The organism is Micromonospora sp. TSRI0369, from assembly GCF_001905625.1.
GTDB classification, from domain to species: Bacteria; Actinomycetota; Actinomycetes; order Mycobacteriales; family Micromonosporaceae; genus Micromonospora; species Micromonospora echinospora_A.
The window spans coordinates 78,731-97,151 of record NZ_LIVU01000013.1 but is presented as its reverse complement, the minus strand read 5'-3'; the positions used below and the strand labels follow the sequence as shown (position 1 = coordinate 97,151).

At 74.4% G+C, this 18,421-nt stretch carries 15 protein-coding genes; 7 read left to right on the top strand and 8 right to left on the bottom strand.

Features of this window, described 5'->3' with window-relative positions:
• Positions 1–25: 25 nt before the first annotated feature.
• From AMK25_RS28835 to AMK25_RS28820, 4 genes are all read right to left on the bottom strand, one after another.
• Positions 26–724, bottom strand: a complete 699-nt coding sequence (locus AMK25_RS28835) for an endonuclease/exonuclease/phosphatase family protein (protein ID WP_073831513.1) — start codon at positions 722–724, stop codon at positions 26–28.
• Between the two features lies 1 nt (position 725).
• Positions 726–1,682: an ROK family glucokinase gene (locus AMK25_RS28830; protein WP_198937697.1), complete on the bottom strand. Its 957-nt coding sequence runs from the start codon at positions 1,680–1,682 to the stop codon at positions 726–728.
• A gap of 64 nt (positions 1,683–1,746) precedes the next feature.
• Positions 1,747–2,379, bottom strand: a complete 633-nt coding sequence (locus tag AMK25_RS28825; RefSeq protein ID WP_073831511.1) for a hypothetical protein — start codon at positions 2,377–2,379, stop codon at positions 1,747–1,749.
• A 38-nt stretch (positions 2,380–2,417) separates the two neighbouring features.
• Positions 2,418–2,873 carry an SRPBCC family protein gene (locus tag AMK25_RS28820; RefSeq protein ID WP_073831510.1) on the bottom strand — a complete coding sequence of 152 codons (456 nt, stop codon included), beginning with the start codon at positions 2,871–2,873 and terminating at the stop codon, positions 2,418–2,420.
• Positions 2,874–3,038: 165 nt separating this feature from the next.
• Between AMK25_RS28820 and AMK25_RS28815 the strand changes: the two genes are divergently transcribed.
• The 5 genes from AMK25_RS28815 to AMK25_RS28795 all read left to right on the top strand — a co-directional run bounded on the left by AMK25_RS28815 (position 3,039) and on the right by AMK25_RS28795 (position 9,980).
• Positions 3,039–4,841 carry an AMP-dependent synthetase/ligase gene (locus AMK25_RS28815; RefSeq protein WP_073831549.1) on the top strand — a complete coding sequence of 601 codons (1,803 nt, stop codon included), beginning with the start codon at positions 3,039–3,041 and terminating at the stop codon, positions 4,839–4,841.
• Between the two features lie 14 nt (positions 4,842–4,855).
• A complete protein-coding gene (locus AMK25_RS28810) occupies positions 4,856–6,550 on the top strand; it encodes a sensor histidine kinase (RefSeq protein WP_073831509.1) in 1,695 nt (564 codons plus the stop codon).
• A gap of 7 nt (positions 6,551–6,557) precedes the next feature.
• The gene (locus AMK25_RS28805) at positions 6,558–7,226 is read left to right on the top strand and encodes a response regulator transcription factor (RefSeq protein WP_013287678.1); all 669 of its coding nucleotides are present in this window, start codon (positions 6,558–6,560) and stop codon (positions 7,224–7,226) included.
• Between the two features lie 197 nt (positions 7,227–7,423).
• Complete coding sequence (locus AMK25_RS28800; protein ID WP_073831508.1) at positions 7,424–8,236, top strand: SAM-dependent methyltransferase; 813 nt, start codon at positions 7,424–7,426, stop codon at positions 8,234–8,236.
• On the top strand, positions 8,229–9,980 hold the full coding sequence (locus tag AMK25_RS28795; protein WP_073831507.1) for a putative bifunctional diguanylate cyclase/phosphodiesterase: 1,752 nt from the start codon (positions 8,229–8,231) through the stop codon (positions 9,978–9,980). Before AMK25_RS28800 ends, AMK25_RS28795 begins: the two co-directional genes overlap by 8 nt.
• 43 nt (positions 9,981–10,023) lie before the next feature.
• Here AMK25_RS28795 and AMK25_RS28790 read toward each other — a convergent pair whose 3' ends face one another.
• The 4 genes from AMK25_RS28790 to AMK25_RS28775 form a co-directional block, all read right to left on the bottom strand.
• Entirely contained in the window at positions 10,024–11,148 is a 1,125-nt protein-coding gene (locus AMK25_RS28790; protein ID WP_073831506.1) for a glycosyltransferase family 4 protein, read from the bottom strand.
• Entirely contained in the window at positions 11,145–12,404 is a 1,260-nt protein-coding gene (locus tag AMK25_RS28785) for a M48 family metallopeptidase (RefSeq protein WP_073831505.1), read from the bottom strand. The genes AMK25_RS28790 and AMK25_RS28785 overlap by 4 nt, the downstream gene beginning before the upstream one ends.
• A gap of 342 nt (positions 12,405–12,746) precedes the next feature.
• Positions 12,747–12,971 carry a hypothetical protein gene (locus AMK25_RS28780; protein ID WP_073831504.1) on the bottom strand — a complete coding sequence of 75 codons (225 nt, stop codon included), beginning with the start codon at positions 12,969–12,971 and terminating at the stop codon, positions 12,747–12,749.
• 205 nt (positions 12,972–13,176) lie between these two features.
• Positions 13,177–14,577, bottom strand: coding sequence for an NYN domain-containing protein (locus AMK25_RS28775; protein ID WP_073831503.1), 1,401 nt, complete (start codon positions 14,575–14,577; stop codon positions 13,177–13,179).
• Positions 14,578–14,704: 127 nt separating this feature from the next.
• Between AMK25_RS28775 and AMK25_RS28770 the strand changes: the two genes are divergently transcribed.
• A complete protein-coding gene (locus AMK25_RS28770) occupies positions 14,705–16,462 on the top strand; it encodes a DEDD exonuclease domain-containing protein (protein ID WP_073831502.1) in 1,758 nt (585 codons plus the stop codon).
• A gap of 129 nt (positions 16,463–16,591) precedes the next feature.
• Positions 16,592–18,379, top strand: coding sequence for a RelA/SpoT family protein (locus tag AMK25_RS28765; protein WP_073831501.1), 1,788 nt, complete (start codon positions 16,592–16,594; stop codon positions 18,377–18,379).
• Positions 18,380–18,421 lie beyond the last annotated feature (42 nt).

Genomic DNA, 18,421 nt, shown 5'->3' with positions numbered 1-18,421 from the left:
GTCCAGCCACCGATTCCGGGGACGGTCAGGCGGTCGGCAGCAGCAGGTCGACCAGCACCGGGAAGTGGTCGCTGGCGCGGCGGGTCAGCGGCGTGTCCACCACGTCGTAGTCGACCACCGTGATCCGGGGGTCGACGAAGAGCGCGTCGAGGCGGCGGCGCGGGTCGGCGCAGGAGAACGTGTGCCGGTCGGCCCGGTCGGCGGCCAGCGCCGCGTCGGTGAGCCCCTCGGCGACCGTCTGCCAGGCCGGCCCGTCCGGGCCCTCGTTGAGGTCCGCGCCGGCCACCACGGGCAGCGTGGACGCGGCCAGCTCCCGCTTGAACGCCGCCGCCTGCGCCGGCCGCTCGGCCGGGTCGGTGGACAGGTGCGAGCCGGCCAGCAGCAGGTCGACGCCGCCGACCCGGCACCGCGCGTACGCGGCGCCGCGCATGTGCCGCCCCGGGGTCAGCGGATACCGCTGGCAGCTGGTGTCGGTGACCCGCACCCGCAGGGTGGTCAGCAGCACGTTGCCCAGCGACGGCAGGCCACCGGCCGCCACCACCATGCCGAACGACTCGGCGAGCGCGGCGCACTTCTGCCGCCACCGGAACCGGCGCGGTCCCTCCTGGACGATCACCACGTCCGGGGCCGCGCCCCGGACCACCTCGGCCAGCGCGGCGGTGTCGTCCCGCTGTCCGTGGACGTTGTACGACACCACCCGCAGCGGCACACCCGAGTCCGTCATGTCAGATCCGCCGGGCCAGGTCGGCGGCGCCGATCACGCCGGCGGTGTTGCCCAGCTCGGCCGGGCGTACCTCGGCGACGGGCAGGCGGCTGCGCTGGGCCAGCGCCTCGGCGAACGACCGGCGGGTCGGGCCGAGCAGCAGGTCACCGGCGTCGATCACGCCACCGCCCACCACGAGCACCTGCGGGTCGAGGATCTGCGCCATGTCGGCGAGGCTGGTGCCGAGCCAGCGGCCGACCTGGGCGAACGCCTCGGTGGAGACCGGGTCGCCGCCCTTGGCCGCGGCGGTCACCATCGGGCCGGTGATCGACTCGGCCTCGCCGTCGGCCAGCTCCAGCAGCGCCGCGGCCCGGTGCGGCTCCTGGCGGGCGGCGGCGCGGGCGAAGCGGACCAGGGCGCTGCCGCTGGCGTACTGCTCGATGCAGCCCAGCCGGCCGCAGCCGCACTGGTGGCCGTCCGGCACGGTGAGCATGTGCCCCAGCTCGGCGGCGATGCCGTTGGCGCCGCGGACCAGGCCGCCGCCGAGCACGATGCCGCCGCCGACGCCGGTGCCGATGGTGAACATGACCATCGAGTCGTCGGCGTCACGGGCCGCGCCGTAGCGAAACTCCGCCCACGCGGCCACGTTCCCGTCGTTCTCCACGATCACCGGAAGGCCGGTGGCGTCCCCGACGTACGTGCGCAGCGGCTCGTCCCGCCAGGCCAGGTTCGGGGCGAACAGCACGGTGGAGCGGGAGGCGTCGATCCAGCCGGCGGCGCCGATGCCGACCGCCTCGACGGCGTGACCGGCGGCCAGCTCGGTGACGACCTCGATGATGACGTCGCGGGTCTTGGCCACGTCGTCGGCGGGGGTGTCCCGTCGCGTCTGCACGAGTACCGCGCCGGCGTCGTCCACGACACCGCCGGCCACCTTCGTGCCACCGACGTCGACTCCGATGGTCAGCGTCACCGCTGCCACTCCCCTCTGCTGTGCTGCCCGGGAACCGGCCGAACCGGCCGTGCGGTCCCGGGATGTCCGGTGGTCAGGCCCCGTCGCCTGGTGCGTCCGCGCCCACCTCGCCGGACGCCCGCGAGGCGGGCACCACGGGACGGCCGGCCGGTGGCCGGCTCGTCGCCGGTTCCTGCGGCCCGGCGGCGTCGGCGGCACCCGCATCGGCCGCGCCCTCCCCCCGGGTGGCGGCGGACCACACGTCCTGCTCGGGTGCCGGCTGAGAATCATGCCCGGTACGGGTCGCCTCGCGCCACACGTGGTCCCCCGATCCGCCCGGCGCGGCGCCGCCGGTGTCGGCCGGCTGCTCCGGCTCGGCCGGGGTGAACGCCCGGAGCATGCTGGCGACCCCGGCCGCCAGGTCCCCGGCGCCGGTGGCGAGCCGCTCGGCGAACTCGGGACTCGGGTCCCGCAACGCGGCGATACCGCGACAGACGGGGCAGACACAGCATTCCGGCGAGCCGGTGGCGAAACCGGCGGGGCCGGACGCCCGCGGACCGGAACCGGTGTCCGAGCCGGTGTGACCGAGGACACCGGAGAGGATCCCACCGAGCGGACCCCAGGCGCCGGAGCCGGGCGCCGCGGCGGCCATCTTCGCGCCGGCGAGCAGGGTGGCGACGAGGCGCTCGGCCTCTTCCCGGGCCGAACCCGGATCAGTGGTGCCCATGGTTCGGCTCCTCCAGCGTGACTACCGGGACGGTCGGGTCAGTGCGCCGCACCGGGTGCTTCTACCCGGCGCTTGAGCTGCTTCAACGCCGTATCCATGATCATTTTCTCGGCCTTGCGGCGGAACATGCCGAGCATCGCCACGGACAGCTCCACCTCCAGGGTGTAGGTCACCGTGGTCGTCCCGTCCGGGTTACCCACCAGGTCGTACGACCCGCGCTGGGACCGCTGCATCTTCGACGGCGCGACCAGGTGCCACTCGATCCGGGAGATGTCCTCGGCGTACTCGTAGGCCAGCACGTACTCGTCGGCCAGCACGCCCGCGTCGAGCGTGAACCGGACCTGGCTGGCGTAGCCGTCCTCGTACTCCTCGATCACCTCGGCCTCGCGGACCGCCTCGGTCCACTCGGGGTAACTGGGGAAGTCGCAGATGACGGCCGCCACCCGATCCGGTGACGCGCCGATGATGATCGACTGGGTGGAGGAGTCCGCCATGGGGGGAGGCTACCCGGCCGCGTCCCGGCCGGCGCCGCTCCACCCGCCGACGGCGTCCCACCAGCCGGTCGGGCAACCTCCCTGGCCGACCCCCCGGGGTGTGCGGGTAGGTTTCGACAGAGCCGACCAGGCCGGCCCCCGCCGGTAGAGCACGAGGGAGTGCAGGTGCGCGAGTTCTCCGTCCCGCCGATCGTCACCGTCGGCGACGCGGCCAACCTGACCGACCCGGTCTGGGAAAACGCCGAAGTCGCCCCGGACACCGTGCAGTTCGTCCGTCCCGGCGCGGGGACGGCGGCGCGCGAGGAGGTGACCTGCCGGCAGTTCCGCGACGAGGTGGTCGCGGTGGCCCGCGGCCTGATCGCGGCCGGCGTCTCCCCCGGCGACCGGGTCGGCCTGATGAGCCGCACCCGCTACGAGTGGACCCTGTTCGACTACGCGATCTGGGCCGCCGGCGCGGTCACCGTGCCGATCTACGAGACCTCCAGCGCCGAGCAGGCCGCCTGGATCCTCGGCGACTCCGGCGCCGTCGCCGTGGTGGTGGAGAGCACCGCGCACGCCACCCTGGTCGCCGGTGTCCGGGACCGGCTGCCCGAGCTGCGCGAGGTCTGGCAGATCGAGCTGGGCGCGGTGGACGACCTCGTCACCGCCGGCGAGGCGGTGGACCCGGCCGAGGTCGAGACGCGCCGCTCCATGCTCAAGTCCGGCGACGTCGCCACGATCATCTACACCAGCGGCACCACCGGCCGGCCGAAGGGCTGCGTGCTGACCCACCGCAACATCTACACCGACATCGCCAACGCGGTGCCGGTGCTGCCGAACCTGTTCCGCCCGGGCGCCTCGACGCTGCTGTTCCTGCCGCTCGCGCACGCCTTCGCCCGGCTCATCCAGGTCGGCGTGGTGCACGCCCGGGCCACCATGGCGCACTGCGCGGACACCACGAACCTGGTCGCCGAGCTGCAGGACTTCAAGCCGACGTTCGTGCTCTCCGTACCCCGGGTCTTCGAGAAGGTCTACAACGGCGCGCGGCAGAAGGCCGAGGCCGAGGGCAAGGGCAAGATCTTCGACCGGGCGGAGAAGGTCGCCATCGCGTGGAGCGAGGCGCAGGAGCTGCCGGGCGGTCCGGGCCTGGCGCTGCGCGCGCAGCACACCCTCTTCGACAAGCTGGTCTACCGCAAGCTGCGGGCGGCGATGGGCGGCCGGTGCCGCGACGCCATCTCCGGCGGCGCGCCGCTGGGCGCGCGGCTCGGGCACTTCTTCCGCGGCGTCGGGGTGACCATCTGCGAGGGGTACGGCCTGACCGAGACCTCCCCGGCCGCCGCCGCCAACCTGCCCACCGGCACCCGGATCGGCACCGTCGGCCGCCCCCTGCCCGGCGTCACCATCCGCATCGACGACGACGGCGAGGTCCTCATCGCCGGCGACATCGTCTTCCAGGGCTACTGGCACAACGAGGCGGCCACCGCCGAGGCGATCAGCGCCGACGGCTGGTTCCGCACCGGCGACCTCGGGCACCTCGACGACGACGGCTACCTGAGCATCACCGGCCGCAAGAAGGAGATCATCGTGACCGCCGGCGGCAAGAACGTCGCCCCGGCGGTGCTGGAGGACCAGGTCCGGGCGCACCCGCTGATCAGCCAGTGCGTGGTGGTCGGCGACCGGCAGCCGTTCATCGCCGCGCTCGTCACCATCGACGAGGAGGCGCTGCCGAAGTGGCTGGCCGGGCAGGGCCGCCCGGAGACCACGAGCATCGCCGAGCTGCGCGAGGACGCGGCGCTGCGCGCCGAGGTCCAGGGCGCGATCGACCAGGCCAACCAGGCGGTCTCCAAGGCCGAGGCGATCAAGGTGTTCCGGATCCTGCCGCAGGACTTCACCGAGACCACCGGTGAGCTGACCCCGTCGCTGAAGGTCAAGCGGCAGGTCGTGCACAAGACGTACGCCTCGGAGATCGCCGAGATCTACCAACGCTGACTACGATCCGTCACGTGCCCGCCTCCACATCCGGCCAGCCGCAGACGCAGCCCCTCGCGGTAGCGGCCCGCGCGGTTCTCCTCGCGCTGGTCGCCGCCCTGACCCTGTTCGCCACCCGCGACGCCGCCCAGCTCTGGTGGATCGCCCTGCTGGGCGTCGCGGGGCTGCCCGCCGTGCTCGCCCCGCAGCACCGGCTGCTCACCTCGATCAGCCGGTTCGCCGAGGTGGTGGTGCTCGGGCTGGCCGCCAGCCAGGTCGCCGCCGACACCCATCTCACCGGTGTCACCGGCGGGGTGGGCGCCTCGGCGGTGCTGCCGTACCTCGCCGTGCCGGTCACCGTGACCGCGCTGAGCCGCCGGTTCCGCGAGGGCGCCGCGCTGCTCGTGGTGGCGGCGGCGACGCTCGTGGCCAGCGCCGCGTTCACCCAGGTCGAGGGTGGCGCGCAGCTCGGTCAGGTCGGCTACCTGGCGGTCTGCGCCCAGTGGCTGATCCTGGCCGGTCTCGGTCTCTACACCGCCGGCACGCTCCAGCGCGTGATGCGGGTCCGCGGCGAGGGCAAACCCCAGCCGTACGCCGAGGCGACCCGGCTGCTCACCCAGCTGCGTACGGTCGCCCGGCAGCTGCCCGGCGCCACGCTGGACCCGGGCGGCATCTCCGAGCACCTGCTGGAGGAACTGCGGGTGGTGGCGAAGACCGACCGGGGCGCGGTGCTCTCCGCCAGCGGCGGCGGCCGGCTGGTCGTGCTGGCCCAGATCGGCGCGGACCGCGTCGACTGGGAGACCACGCTCGACGCCGACTCGGCCATCGCCGACGCCTGGGCCAGCCAGCAGCCGACCGTCTCGTCGCGCTCGCAGGGCCGCTCCCGGCGCTCCGGGGAGGTCTCCGCGCTGATCGTGCCGCTGGTGGCCGGCGTGCGCACGGTCGGCCTGGTGGTGATCGAGGCGGACACCGCCGCCGCGTACCCGCCGCCGGTGGTGTCCCGGGTGACGGCCCTGACCGGCCCGGCGGCGCTGCGGCTGGAGGCGGCGCTGCTCTTCGACGAGGTGCGCTCGCTGGCGACGAACGAGGAGCGGCAGCGGCTGGCCCGGGAGATCCACGACGGGGTCGCCCAGGAGCTGGTCATGGTCGGGTACGGCATCGACAACGCCCTGGCCACCGTGCACGAGGACGCGGAGGAGACCGCCGACTCGCTGCGCACGCTGCGCCAGGAGGTGACCCGGGTGATCACCGAGCTGCGGCTGAGCCTGTTCGAGCTGCGCAGCGAGGTGGACCGGCACGGCGGCCTGGCCGCCGCCATCGCCGAGTACGCCCGTACCGTCGGCGCCTCCGGCGGCCTGCGGGTGCACCTGTCGCTCGACGAGTCCACCGCGCGGCTGCCGGCCGCGACCGAGGCCGAGTTGCTGCGCATCGCGCAGGAGGCGGTGACGAACGCCCGCAAGCACGCCGGCGCGTCGAACCTCTGGGTCACGTGCGAGGTGGATCCCCCGTACACCCGAATTGAAGTGTCGGATGACGGTCACGGCATCGGTGACCAGCGCCCGGACGGGCACTATGGCCTTGCGATCATGGCGGAGAGGGCGGAACGTATCCGAGGCCGGTTGGAGATCAGGCCACGTCAACCCAGTGGGACGACAGTGGCCGTGGTGCTCGGTTCGTCGCCCCGGCGCGATAAGGTGCGCGGCAGCGCCGCAGCAGCAGAAGGGGAGTAACCCGAGGATGACCAGCAGTCCGACACCGGCCACCCGTACCAAGGTTCTCCTAGTCGACGACCACGACCTCATCCGTAAGGGTCTTCGTCACGCGTTCGAGCGTGACCGTCAGTTCGAGGTCGTGGGCGAGGCCGCCACCGCCGCGGAGGGCGTGCGCCAGGCCGGCGCGCTCCAGCCCGACGTGGTGATCATGGATCTTCGCCTGCCCGACGGCAGCGGCCTGGAGGCCACCCGCGCCCTGCGCAAGTCCAGCGCGTCGATGGGCATCGTCGTGCTGACCATGTACGCCGGCGACGACCAGCTCTTCGGCGCCCTGGAGGCCGGCGCGAGCGCGTTCGTGCCGAAGACCGCGCCGGCCGACGAGGTGGTGGCCGCCGCCCGGCACGCCGCCTCCTCCCCCAGCGCGTTCACCGCCGCCGACCTGGCCGAGGCGATGAAGCGCCGGCTGGCCCCGTCCGGCCCGCAGCTGTCCCCCCGCGAGGGCCAGGTGCTGCGGCTGCTCGCCGACGGCATGAGCGTGGCCGGCATCGCCAAGCAGCTGTTCGTCAGCGAGTCGACCGCCAAGACCCACATCTCCAAGCTCTACGAGAAGCTGGGCGCGGCCAACCGGGCCCAGGCGCTGATGACCGCGCTGCGGCTGGGCCTGCTCGAGGCCCCGGACGCGCCCAAGTTCTGAGGCACACCGCCGGAAGAGGCCCCGTCCGCCACGGACGCGGGCCTCTTCGGCGTCACGGGTGCGGCTGACCGCGCACGGTGAACGGCCGGACGCACAGCGACGACGGTCTTTGCACCACGACGGCGGAGGGGCAGAATACCCGGGGTGATCCGCGCGGCGGTGACGGCCGCGCGTCGTCGACACCCGAGGGGCAGGACATGCAGCGGCCGGACTGGGCACCCGAGACGATCGACATCGAACGCCCCAGCGTCGCCCGCATGTACGACTACTATCTCGGCGGCTCGCACAACTTCGCCGCCGACCGGGCCGCCGCGCGGGCGATGGTGGAGGCGGTGCCGGAGGCCCCGCTGATGGCCCAGGCCAACCGCGCGTTCCTGCGCCGGGCGGTGCAGTACCTCGCCGGGACCGGCGTCCGCCAGTTCCTGGACATCGGCTCCGGCATCCCCACCGTCGGCAACGTGCACGAGATCGCCCAGGGCATCGACAGGGAGTCGCGCATCGTCTACGTCGACGTGGACCCGGTGGCGGTGGCGCACAGCCAGGAGATCCTGGCCGGCAACGAGCGCGCCACGGTGCTCCAGGAGGACCTGCGCAACCCGGAGGCGATCCTGGCCCACCCGGAGGTCACCCGGCTGCTGGACTTCACACAGCCGGTCGCGGTGATGGTCGTGGCGGTGCTGCACTTCATCCCGGACACCGACCGCCCCGAGGAGATCCTGCGGACGCTGCGCGCGGCGCTGGCGCCCGGCAGCCACCTGGTGCTCTCCCAGGCCAGCGAGGACGGCCGCGCCGGCACCGGCGAACGGGCCGAGGCGGAGCGGGTCTACCGGCGCACCGACAGCCAGCTCTGGATCCGCAGCCGGGCCGAGCTGACCGCGCTCTTCGACGGCTTCGAGCTGGTCGACCCGGGCGTCGTATGGGTGCCGCAGTGGCGGCCGGACTCCCCCGACCAGGCCGAGAACGCCGAGCGGGCGGTCTTCATGGGCGGCGTCGGGCGGCTCGGTGGGTGACGACGCGACCCGCTGCCGGCCCGGCGTGTTCGCCCGGGCCTGGGCGAAGGCCGTCTCCGGGACCAGCTACCTGCCGATGACGCAGACGCAGCTGGAGGAGATGCTGCAGCGGCTCACCGAACGGCTGGCCCAGGCGCTGCGGGCCGAGCCGTTCGACATGCGGATCGGCCAGCAGGTCGGCGCGGAACTGGTGCAGGCGCACATCGCCTCCGCCGAAGGGCTGGGCCGCACCGTCGAGGTGATCCAGCTGCGCCTGGTCCGCGACCTCGACCTGGTCGTCGACGACGTCGAGGACCGGATGGCGCGGCTGCTCGCCACCGTCGCCACCGGCTACGCCCGCGCACTGCGCGACCGCACGCTCGACGAGCAGGAGTCCATCCGCCGCGCCGCCATGATCGCCCGGGCGCACGCGGAACGGGCGCTGCGCGACAGCGAGGCCCGGTTCCGGCACCAGGCCACCCACGACCCGCTCACCGGCCTGCCCAACCGCACGCTGTTCACCGAGCGGCTGGCCGCCGCGATCACCCGGGGCGCCGACCGGGTCGGCGTCTGCTTCCTCGACCTGGACCGGTTCAAGGTCGTCAACGACTCCCTCGGCCACCAGGTCGGCGACTCGTTGCTGGTGGCGGTGGCCCAGCGGCTGCACGAGGCGCTCGGCGAGCATCTGGTGGCCCGGCTCGGTGGCGACGAGTTCGTGATCCTGATCGAGCGCACGACCGGCACCGACGACGCGGTGAAGGTCGCCGAGGCGGCGCTCGCAGCGGTTCGCGAACCGGCGCTCGTCGACGGCCACGAGCTGACCGTCTCGGCGAGCATCGGCATCGTGGAGCGCCCGGTCGCCGGCACCTCCCCGATGGAGCTGATGCGCGCGGCCGACAGCACGCTGCACTGGGCCAAGGCCGCGGGCGGGGCCCGCTGGTCGCTGTTCGACGCCGACCGCAACCGCCGCGACCTGGCCCGGTACGCGCTGTCCGCGGCGATCCCGGCCGCGCTGAACCGGGGCGAGTTCTACCTCGACTACCAGCCGCTGACGTCCCTGCGCGACGGGCGGGTGCTCGGCATGGAGGCGCTGGTGCGCTGGCGCCACCCCGAGCTGGGTGTGCTGCGGCCGGACAGCTTCATCCCGCTGGCCGAGGAGACCGGGCTGATCGTCCCGCTCGGCAGCTGGGTGCTGGCCGAGGCGTGCCGCGAGGCGGGCACCTGGCCGGCGGTCGACGGCGACGCGCCGTTCGTCAGCGTCAACCTCGCCGTACGCCAGTTGCACCGGGCCGACCTGGTGCCCGAGGTACGCGGCGTGCTCGGCCGCACCGGCCTGCCGCCGCGCCGGCTGCAACTGGAGATCACCGAGAGCACCATGATGAGCACAGTGGTCGAGCCGGTACGGGCGCTGCGGGTGCTCGGTGACCTGGGCGTCCGGGTCGCCATCGACGACTTCGGCACCGGCTACTGCAACCTCGCGTACCTGCGGGACCTGCCGGTCGACGAGCTGAAGGTGGCCGGCGAGTTCGTCACCGGCCTGCGCGCGCCGGACAGCGGCACCGACGAGCGGATCCTCGCCTCGCTCGTCTCGCTGGCGCACGCACTGGACCTGACCGTCACCGCCGAGGGCGTGGAGACGGCCGACCAGGCGGACCGGCTGCGCGCGATCGGCTGCGACGCCGGGCAGGGCTGGCACTTCGGCCGCCCCGGCCCGGCCGCGCCGCACCTGGGCCGGGTGCCCGTGCACGTCGAAGCCGTCTCCTGAGGCGGACCGGCCGCCGTGCCGGAGCCGCTGTCGAGTGCGGCGGTCAGCCGGTCAGCAGCGCGGCCATCCGCTGCGCCTGCGTCTCCCAGCGCCACTCCCGCTCCACCCAGGCCCGGCCGGCCGCGCCGAACTGCCGGGCCAGGTCCCGGTCGGCGAGCAGCGTGGCCACCCGGTCGGCGAGCTGGGCCACGTCCCGGCCGGAAACCACGTACCCGGTCTCGCCGTCGCGGACCGCGTCCGGCGCGCCCCCGGAGTCGCCGGCCACCACCGGCAGCCCGGTGGCACCCGCCTCCAGGTAGACGATCCCGAGGCCCTCCACGTCCAGGCCCCGGTTACGGGTGCGGCAGGGCATCGCGTAGACGTCACCGGCCGCGTAGTGGGCGGGCAGCGCGTCCGACGGCACGGAGCCGGTGAACACCACGTCGTGTTCCAGCCCGGCCTGCCGGGCCAGCTTCTCCAGCGTCGAGCGGTACGGCCCGCCGCCGACCACCAGCAGCGCGGCGCCGGGCACCCGGCGGCGGATCTCCGGCAGCGCGCGGATCAGCATGTCCTGGCCCTTGCGGGGCACCAGCCGCGACACGCACACCACCACCGGCCGGTCGGCCAGCCCGAGCCGCTTGCGGACCTCCGCGCCGTCGACGTCCGGGTGGTAGGTCTCCACGTCCACGCCGGGCGCGAGCCGACGCAGCTCGGTCAGCCCGTCCAGCACGCGCGCCAGCCGCGTCCGGGTGTACTCGCCGAGGTAGGTGGTCACGTCCACGCCCCGGCCGATGCGGCGCAGCGCCGAGCGGGCGCCGGGCAGCGCCGCCCACCCGACCTCGTGCCCGTGGGTCAGCGCCACCGCCCGGCGGATCCCGGCCCGCCGCCGCAGGCCCGTCGCGAGCAGCCCCAGCGGGGCCGCCGCGCCGAACCAGACCGTGTCGCAGTCGTACGCGCGGGCCAGCCGCGCCGCCCGCCGGGCGATCAGCGGCGTGGGCAGCAGCACCCGGGTACGTTCCCGGACGACCTCGAACGGCTGGTCGGCGTCGAACTTCTCCGCCCCGCGCCAGCTCGACGCGTAGACCACCACCGAGCCGGGCGGCTGGCGTACCGCGAGGTTGTGCACGAACGACTGGATGCCGCCGGGGCGCGGCGGGAAGTCGTTGGTGATCAGCAAGGTGCGGCTCATCGGCCGGACTCCCTGGCGTAGGCGCGGGCGGCGGCCATCCGCTCCACGGTGGACGGGTGGGTCGCCGACCAGAGGTGCTCCCAGCGCGGCGGGTCGGGGTCGGCCAGGTTGACCCCGGCCAGCCGGCGCTGCATCGCCTCGAACGTCGCCGGGTCGCCGGTGAGCGCCAGCGCGTGGGCGTCGGCGCGGGCCTCGATCCGGCGGGAGACCAGCGCCTGCACCGGCGTGGTGAGCAGGCCGGCCACCGTGACCAGCGCGATCAGCAGCGGGAACGCCCGCGGCTGGGCGATCGAGTCGACGCCGGCGAGCCGCAGCAGCGGCGTCCAGGAGCCGATCAGGTAGAGCGCCACCACCGCCGCGGCGGCGCCGAGCGCGCCGAGCAGCGTGCCGGTCCACACGTCGCGGTCCTTGGCGTGCCCCAACTCGTGGGCCACCACGCTCGTCACCTCCGCCGGCTCCGCCTCGCGCAGCAGCGTGTCGTAGACCACCACCCGCCGCGTCGGCCCGAGCCCGGAGACGTACGCGTTCACCGCGCGGGTGCGCCGCGACGCGTCGGCCACGAGCACGTCACGCACCGGTACGCCGTCCCGGGCCGCCATCGCGGTCAGCTCGCTGCGCAGCGGGCCCGGCTCCATCGGGGTGAACCGGTTGAACACCGGCTCGACGAGCACCGGCAGCACGAACGACAGCACCACCACCAGGGCCGCCGCGCCGGCCGCGCCGAACGCCCACCACCAACGCGGGGCCAGCCGGATCACCGTGTAGAAGCCGAGCAGCACCAGCGCGCCGATCACCGCGCTCACCGCGTACGACTTGAGCAGGTCGACCGTCCAGCCGCCCCAGCTCTGGGTGCTCAGCCCGTAGCGGACCAGCACTGTGCGCCGCCAGGCCGCGAAGGGCAGGGTGAGCAGGTCGGCGAGGAACATGACGGCCAGCCCGCCGAGCACGGCCTGCGCGATCCAGTGCCCGCCGAAGGGCCGGCCGGCCAGTTCGACAAGGCGCCCGCCCAGCGGGGTGAGGCCGAGCAGCAGCGCCACCACCAGCCCGACCGCCAGCGCCGACCAGCCCGCCGGGCGCAGCGCGCCGTGGAACGCGCGGCCCCGGGTCACCTGCTCGGCCGGTAACTCCCGCAGCGCCGCGAGCTGGTCGGCTCTCGGCGCGGGCGGCCGGCTCCACGGCACCAGCAGCGCCACCGCCACGAGCAGCGCCACCGCCAGGCCGGCCAGGGTCAGCAGGGCCCACCCGCGCGGGGTCACCGCCGCACCTCGCCGTCGTGCCCGGTCCGCGTCATGCCGCCCCCTCCCGCCGTGACCGCTCATCCTATTGCCCGGCCGCGCAAGCGGGACCGCCGTGCCCGCCCCGCCCCGCTCCCGCCCGGCCCGGCACGCCCGCGCGCGCGGGCGGCCCCGGCCCGCCCGCGCGTGCCGATCTTGGAGTTGCGGTGCCCAGCAAGGCTCACCAAAGCGACATTCTGGGCGCCACAACTCCAAGATCGATGGCCCTTGCCGGGGCCGGGGACGAGAAGGAGGGTCGGATGTCTCTGGCGGCCCTCCTTCAGCGGCAGGCGGAAGCCGGCGGGCAGCGGGCAGCGGGCAGCGTCAGGCGACCCGGCGGCGACGGCCGGGGCGGCGGGGCATCGGCGCCGGCGCCTCGGCAGGCGCTGACGGCAGCACGTCCACCTCGAATCCGGCCCGTGCGAACACCTCGATCGCCCGGTGCTCGGCCGGGCCGAGGTCGGCCGGGTCGGAGTCGAACAAGGCGGTCACCAGACAGCCGGAGCAGCCGGCGCCACGGTTGCCGCAGGTGTCGCAGTCGATCAGCATCAACGCCTCCTGACGGGTCGCCGGTGGCGCTCGGGGAAGGGACCACCACCGTCGGTCACCAGAACGCTAACGCTGGGGTACGACAGAACCGGACAACGAGGCAGCACCCGCCGCGAACCCCAACCAGTACGCCGAAGTGGCGCGATCAGCACGCGCCCGACCCCGCCACTCCCCCGATCCGGAGTCGATCAAGCAGGGATGGCGGTCAGGAGCGGGCCAGGCGCCGCAGCAGCGAGTCGGCGCCCAGCGGGTACGCGCCGTGCCGGCGTACCCCGTCGGCGACCTCGCGGTCGGAGGAGACCACCACCACCGGCCGCCCGGCCGGCTCGGCGCGGACCAGCCGGCGGATCAGCTCGTCCGCGGTCTCGCCCTTGCGGGAGAACAGCACCCGTACGCCGCGCGGCGCGGGCGGCAGCCCGTGGATCCGCTCGGCGCCGTCGAAGACCACAGTGACCTCGTCCCCGGTCTGCGCGGCGATCCCGCCCAGCCCGGTGATCAGCCGCTTGCGCTGCTGCTCCAGCGACATCTCGCCGAAGCCGCGCTTGGTGACGTTGTAGCCGTCCACCACCAGGTGCGCCCGAGGCAGCGCGAGGAGCTGGTCGAGGCGGGCCGGGTCGTCGGTGTCGCGGGCCCGGGTCGCCGGGCCGGCCGCCGCGCCGCCCGGCTGGTCGGCGAACGCGTCGGCGACGAAGTCGGCGGGCAGCTTGTCCACCGGGTCGAGCGCCAGCTCGCGGCGCAGCCCGACGGCCGCCTGGCCGATCGTCTCCAGCAGCAGCCACAGCCGGGCGTCGTCGACCGAACGGGCCTCCTTGGCGCTGGCCCGGGCCACGCCGGCGGCGGCCTCCGCCTCGGCCAGCCGGGCCCGGGCGCGGCGCAGCTCGGCGTCCGCGTCGGCCGCCGCGCGGGCCGCCCGGCCGCGCTCGGTGGCGAGCAGTTCGGTGGCCTTGCGCTCGCGGGACTGGGTCTCCCGCAGGGTACGGGCCAGCTGGCGCGCCTCCTCGCGGAGCTGACCCAGCTCCTCCCGGACCCGGGCCAGCTCGTCGCGCAGCTTCTCCGCCTCCACCCGGGCCACCGCCCGGTCGTGCTCGGCACGGGCGGCCCGCTGCTCGGCCTCGCGGACCAGTTCGGCCACGACCGCGCTGTCGGCCTCGGCGCGTACCGCCTCGCCGCTGGCCTCGATCAGTTCCCGCCAGCCGCGGGGCCGGGCCAGGTAGGCCAGGGCGGCCACCTCGACCGGGTCGGCGGCGGCCGGGGCGGTGCCCTCCACCACCGCCGCGCCGAGGTCGCCGGCGTCGGCCAGCACCCGGGCGGTGATCCGCTGCCGGAACAGCGGGTCGGCGGTGAGCTGGGCGGCGATCACGGGCGCGCCGAGGCGGGCGCGGCGGTTCGGGGCGAACTTGGCTACTCGCCGCAGCGGCACCGGCACCTCGTCGGCGGGCAGGCCGGGCAGCACGGCGGCGGTGAGCGTCACGATCCGCTGTCGGACCGGCTCGGGCAGGGTGGGCTCGGGCTCGACCGGGATCGGCGCGTCCTCACCGGCACCGGGCACGCCGACCACCGGCTCCTCCGCGGAGGAGTGGTCGTCGTGCGGCTCGGTAAGGGGCATGAGGCAAGTCTCCCACCCCGAACGGGCCCACCGCCCGGTGAGTGAGCCGATCTCTCATCGTACCCCCGTGGTATCTCCTGGGGCCGCAGTGACGCGAGTGTCGGACCGTGCCGCTAGCGTCCCGCGGGTGACACGTGCGGAGTACGTCCAGGAGTCGCTGGCCGGCCTGGACACTGCGGCGGGCAGCGCTGTGGACCCGGCGCTGCCGCTCTACGCGACCACCTTCGTGGTGGTCGACCTGGAGACCACGGGCGGCGCGCCCGACGGCGGCGGGATCACCGAGATCGGCGCGGTGAAGGTGCGCGGCGGCGAGGAGCTGGGCGTGCTCGCCACGCTGGTCAACCCGGGCGTGCCGATCCCGCCGTTCATCACCGTGCTGACCGGCATCACCCAGGCCATGCTGCTGCCCGCCCCGCCGATCGAGCAGGTGCTGCCGAGCTTCCTGGAGTTCATCAGCGACGCCGTGCTGGTCGCCCACAACGCGCCGTACGACGTGGGGTTCCTCAAGGCCGCCTGCGCGAAGCACGGCTACCGCTGGCCCAACCCCCGGGTGCTGGACACGGCCGCGCTGGCCCGGCGGGTGCTCACCCGCGACGAGGTGCCCAACCGCAAGCTGGGCACGCTGGCCGCCTACTTCCGCACCGCGACCCAGCCCACCCACCGGGCGCTGGACGACGCCAAGGCCACCGTCGACGTGCTGCACGGGCTGATCGGCCGGCTCGGCGGGCACCAGGTCGACACCGTCGGCGACGCGATCGAGTTCGCCCGCGCGGTCACCCCCACCCAGCGCCGCAAGCGGCACCTCGCCGACGGGCTGCCCAAGGTGCCGGGCGTCTACATCTTCCGGGCCGCCGACGACCGGCCGCTCTACGTCGGCACCTCCGGCGACGTCGCCACCCGGGTACGCAGCTACTTCACCGCAGCGGAGAAGCGGGCCCGGATCTCCGAGATGCTCGCCGCCGCCGAGCGCGTGGAGGCGATCGAGTGCGCCCACTCGCTGGAGGCGGAGGTCCGCGAGCTGCGGCTGATCGCGGCGCACGCGCCGCCGTACAACCGCCGGTCGAAGTATCCGGAGCGCCAGGTGTGGCTGAAGCTCACCGACGAGGCGTACCCCCGGTTGTCGATCGTGCGCGACATCGCGCCGACCGACACGGCCTACCTGGGGCCGTTCCGGTCCCGGCAGGCGGCCGAGCTGGCCGCCGCCGGTTTCCACGACGCGGTGCCGCTGCGCCAGTGCACCCACCGGCTGTCCCGGCGCACGACCATGCCGGCCTGCGCGCTGGCCGAGCTGGGTCGCTGCCCGGCGCCCTGCGAGCACCGGATCACCCCCGAGGAGTACGACGACGCAGCGGCGACCCCGTTCCGCACCGCCACCAGCGACGACCCCGGTGTCGTGGTGGACGCGCTGCTCGACCGCATCGAGGTGCTGTCGGCCGCCCAGCGCTACGAGGAGGCGGCTGTGGTACGCGGCCGGCTCGTGGCGGTGCTGCGCGCGGCGGTCCGGATGCAGCGGCTGGCCGCGCTGACCGGCATCGCCGAGCTGGCCGCCGCCCGCCCGGCGGCCCGGGGCGGCTGGGAGCTGGCGCTGGTCCGGCACGGCCGGCTGGCGGGGGCCGGGGTGTCCCCGCCGGGTGTCCACCCGCGACCGACGATCGCCGCGATCCGGGCCACCGCCGAAACGGTGCTGCCCGGGCACGGGCCGGTGCCGTCCGCGACCGCCGAGGAGACCGAACGGATCCTGTCCTGGTTGGAGCGACCGGAGACCCGCCTGGTCGAGGCGAGCGCCGGATGGGCCTCGCCGGTGGCCGGGGCGGGGCGTTTCCGTGACCTGCTGGCGAAGGCGGAGAGCGGCGGATCGCACAAAGTCTCGACCGAACGCTCATGACCAACTGACCGATCGGACTACCTCGACTCCCTTAGTCTGTTAAAGGAGTGCAGACCTGCCCGATTCGCGGGCTCTGCTCCCGGCCGCCGGTTCCCGGCGGCCGAGGGCCGGGGTGAGGAGGTGTCCCAGGTGGACGTCGACGCCGGACACGGCGCCGCCCTGGGTGGCGCGCTTCCAGCCCAGGGCGAACTACCGCTCACCCGCCGCCTGCGTTCCCTGCTCACCTGGCCGACCGCCGACGGCGACCCGGTCACCACACTGGTCCGCGCCCACCGGGGCATCCACGCGAGCGCCGACTCCTCGATGCTGCGCCGCGCCTACACGATCGCCGAGAACATGCACCGCGGTCAGTTCCGCAAGAGCGGCGAGCCGTACATCACCCACCCGCTGGCGGTGGCGCAGATCTGCGCCGACCTCGGCATGGACACCATCACGCTGGTCGCCGCGCTGCTGCACGACACGGTGGAGGACACCCGCTACACGCTCCAGGCGCTCCAGGAGGACTTCGGCCGCGAGGTCGCCCACCTGGTCGACGGGGTGACGAAGTTCGACAAGGCGTTCTACGGCAAGGCCGCCGAGGCGGAGACCGTCCGCAAGATGATCGTGGCGGCCGGCAAGGACGTCCGGGTGCTGGTGATCAAGCTGGCCGACCGGCTGCACAACATGCGCACGCTCGGGGTCCGCTCGGCCGCCTCCCGGGAGCGGATCGCCCGCAAGACCCAGGAGGTCCTGGTCCCGCTCTGCGACCGGCTCGGCATCCAGACGCTCAAACGCGAACTGGACGACGTGGTCCTGCTGCACCTGCGGCCGGAGGAGCACGCCCGGCTCGCCCGCTTCGTGCACGACCGGCCCGGCTGGGACGCCTACCTCGCCGACGTGGTGGCCCGCACCCGGGTGGCGCTGCGCCGCAACCGGGTGGACGCCGACGTCTCCCCTCGTCCCCGCCACCTCTACTCGATCTGGAAGGACACCGTCGCCGGCGGTCACGCGGCTCCGTACGACCTGCCGCGTATCGCGATCGTGGTGGACGGCCCGGCGACCGACTGTTATGCCGCGCTGGGGGCCGTGCACGGGCTCTGGCGGCCGGTGCCGGGCCGGTTCAAGGACTTCATCGCCTCCCCGAAGAACAACCTCTACCGTTCCCTGCACACGAGCGTCTGCGGCCCGCAGGACCGCACTGTCGAGGTGCTGATCCGCACCAACGAGATGCACCGCTCCGCGGAGTACGGCGTGGCCGCCCACTACCGCTTCCCCCGGGCCGCGGGCCGGGGGGTCGACCGGGCGGACGAGCTGGCCTGGCTGCGCCGGGTGCTCGACTGGGAGCAGGAGACCGTCGACCCGACCCAGTTCATGGAGTCGCTGCGCTGCGACCTGTCGGAGGCGCAGATCCAGGTCGTCGCCGACGGGCGGCAGGTGGTGCTGCCGGCCGGGGCAACCCCGGTCGACCTCGCGTACGAGCTGGGCACCGAGCGCGGTGACCACTGCCTGGCGGCCCGGATCAACGGCCGGCTCGCCCCGCTCTCCTCCGAACTGGAGGAGGGCGACGTGGTGGAGATCTACACCGAGCGCGACACGGAGAGCGGCTTCGAGGCCGACGCGGCCCCGCGCGGGCCGCGCCGGGAGTGGCTGGGCTTCGTCAAGTCCCCGCACGCCCAGATGCAGATCAACCGCTGGTTCGCCGAGCACACCGAGCCGGGCATCTCGATCGCCGACAAGGTACGCCTCGGCCGGGCCTCCATCGGCCTGGCGCTGCGCAAGCACAGACGGGGACTGGCCAGCGACCTGCCGCTGCTGCGGCTGTCCGAGGAACTGGGCTACCCCGACCTGGAGACGATGCTGGTGGCGGTCTTCGACCGCGTTGTCGAGCCGGACACCGTGGTCGAGCAGTTGATCGACCTGGTCGACCACCGGCAGTAGGCGAAGCCGGTTCGCCCGCGTCCGCTCCGGGGCCACTAGCCT

Excerpts from the sequence above, each read along its gene's own strand:
- AMK25_RS28805 (WP_013287678.1), top strand. The coding sequence starts at position 6,558 with ATGACCAGCAGTCCGACACCGGCCACCCGTACCAAGGTTCTCCTAGTC.
- AMK25_RS28790 (WP_073831506.1), bottom strand. The coding sequence starts at position 11,148 with ATGAGCCGCACCTTGCTGATCACCAACGACTTCCCGCCGCGCCCCGGC.
- AMK25_RS28820 (WP_073831510.1), bottom strand. The coding sequence starts at position 2,873 with ATGGCGGACTCCTCCACCCAGTCGATCATCATCGGCGCGTCACCGGAT.
- AMK25_RS28835 (WP_073831513.1), bottom strand. The coding sequence starts at position 724 with ATGACGGACTCGGGTGTGCCGCTGCGGGTGGTGTCGTACAACGTCCAC.
- AMK25_RS28825 (WP_073831511.1), bottom strand. The coding sequence starts at position 2,379 with ATGGGCACCACTGATCCGGGTTCGGCCCGGGAAGAGGCCGAGCGCCTC.
- AMK25_RS28800 (WP_073831508.1), top strand. The coding sequence starts at position 7,424 with ATGCAGCGGCCGGACTGGGCACCCGAGACGATCGACATCGAACGCCCC.
- AMK25_RS28780 (WP_073831504.1), bottom strand. The coding sequence starts at position 12,971 with ATGCTGATCGACTGCGACACCTGCGGCAACCGTGGCGCCGGCTGCTCC.
- AMK25_RS28775 (WP_073831503.1), bottom strand. The coding sequence starts at position 14,577 with ATGCCCCTTACCGAGCCGCACGACGACCACTCCTCCGCGGAGGAGCCG.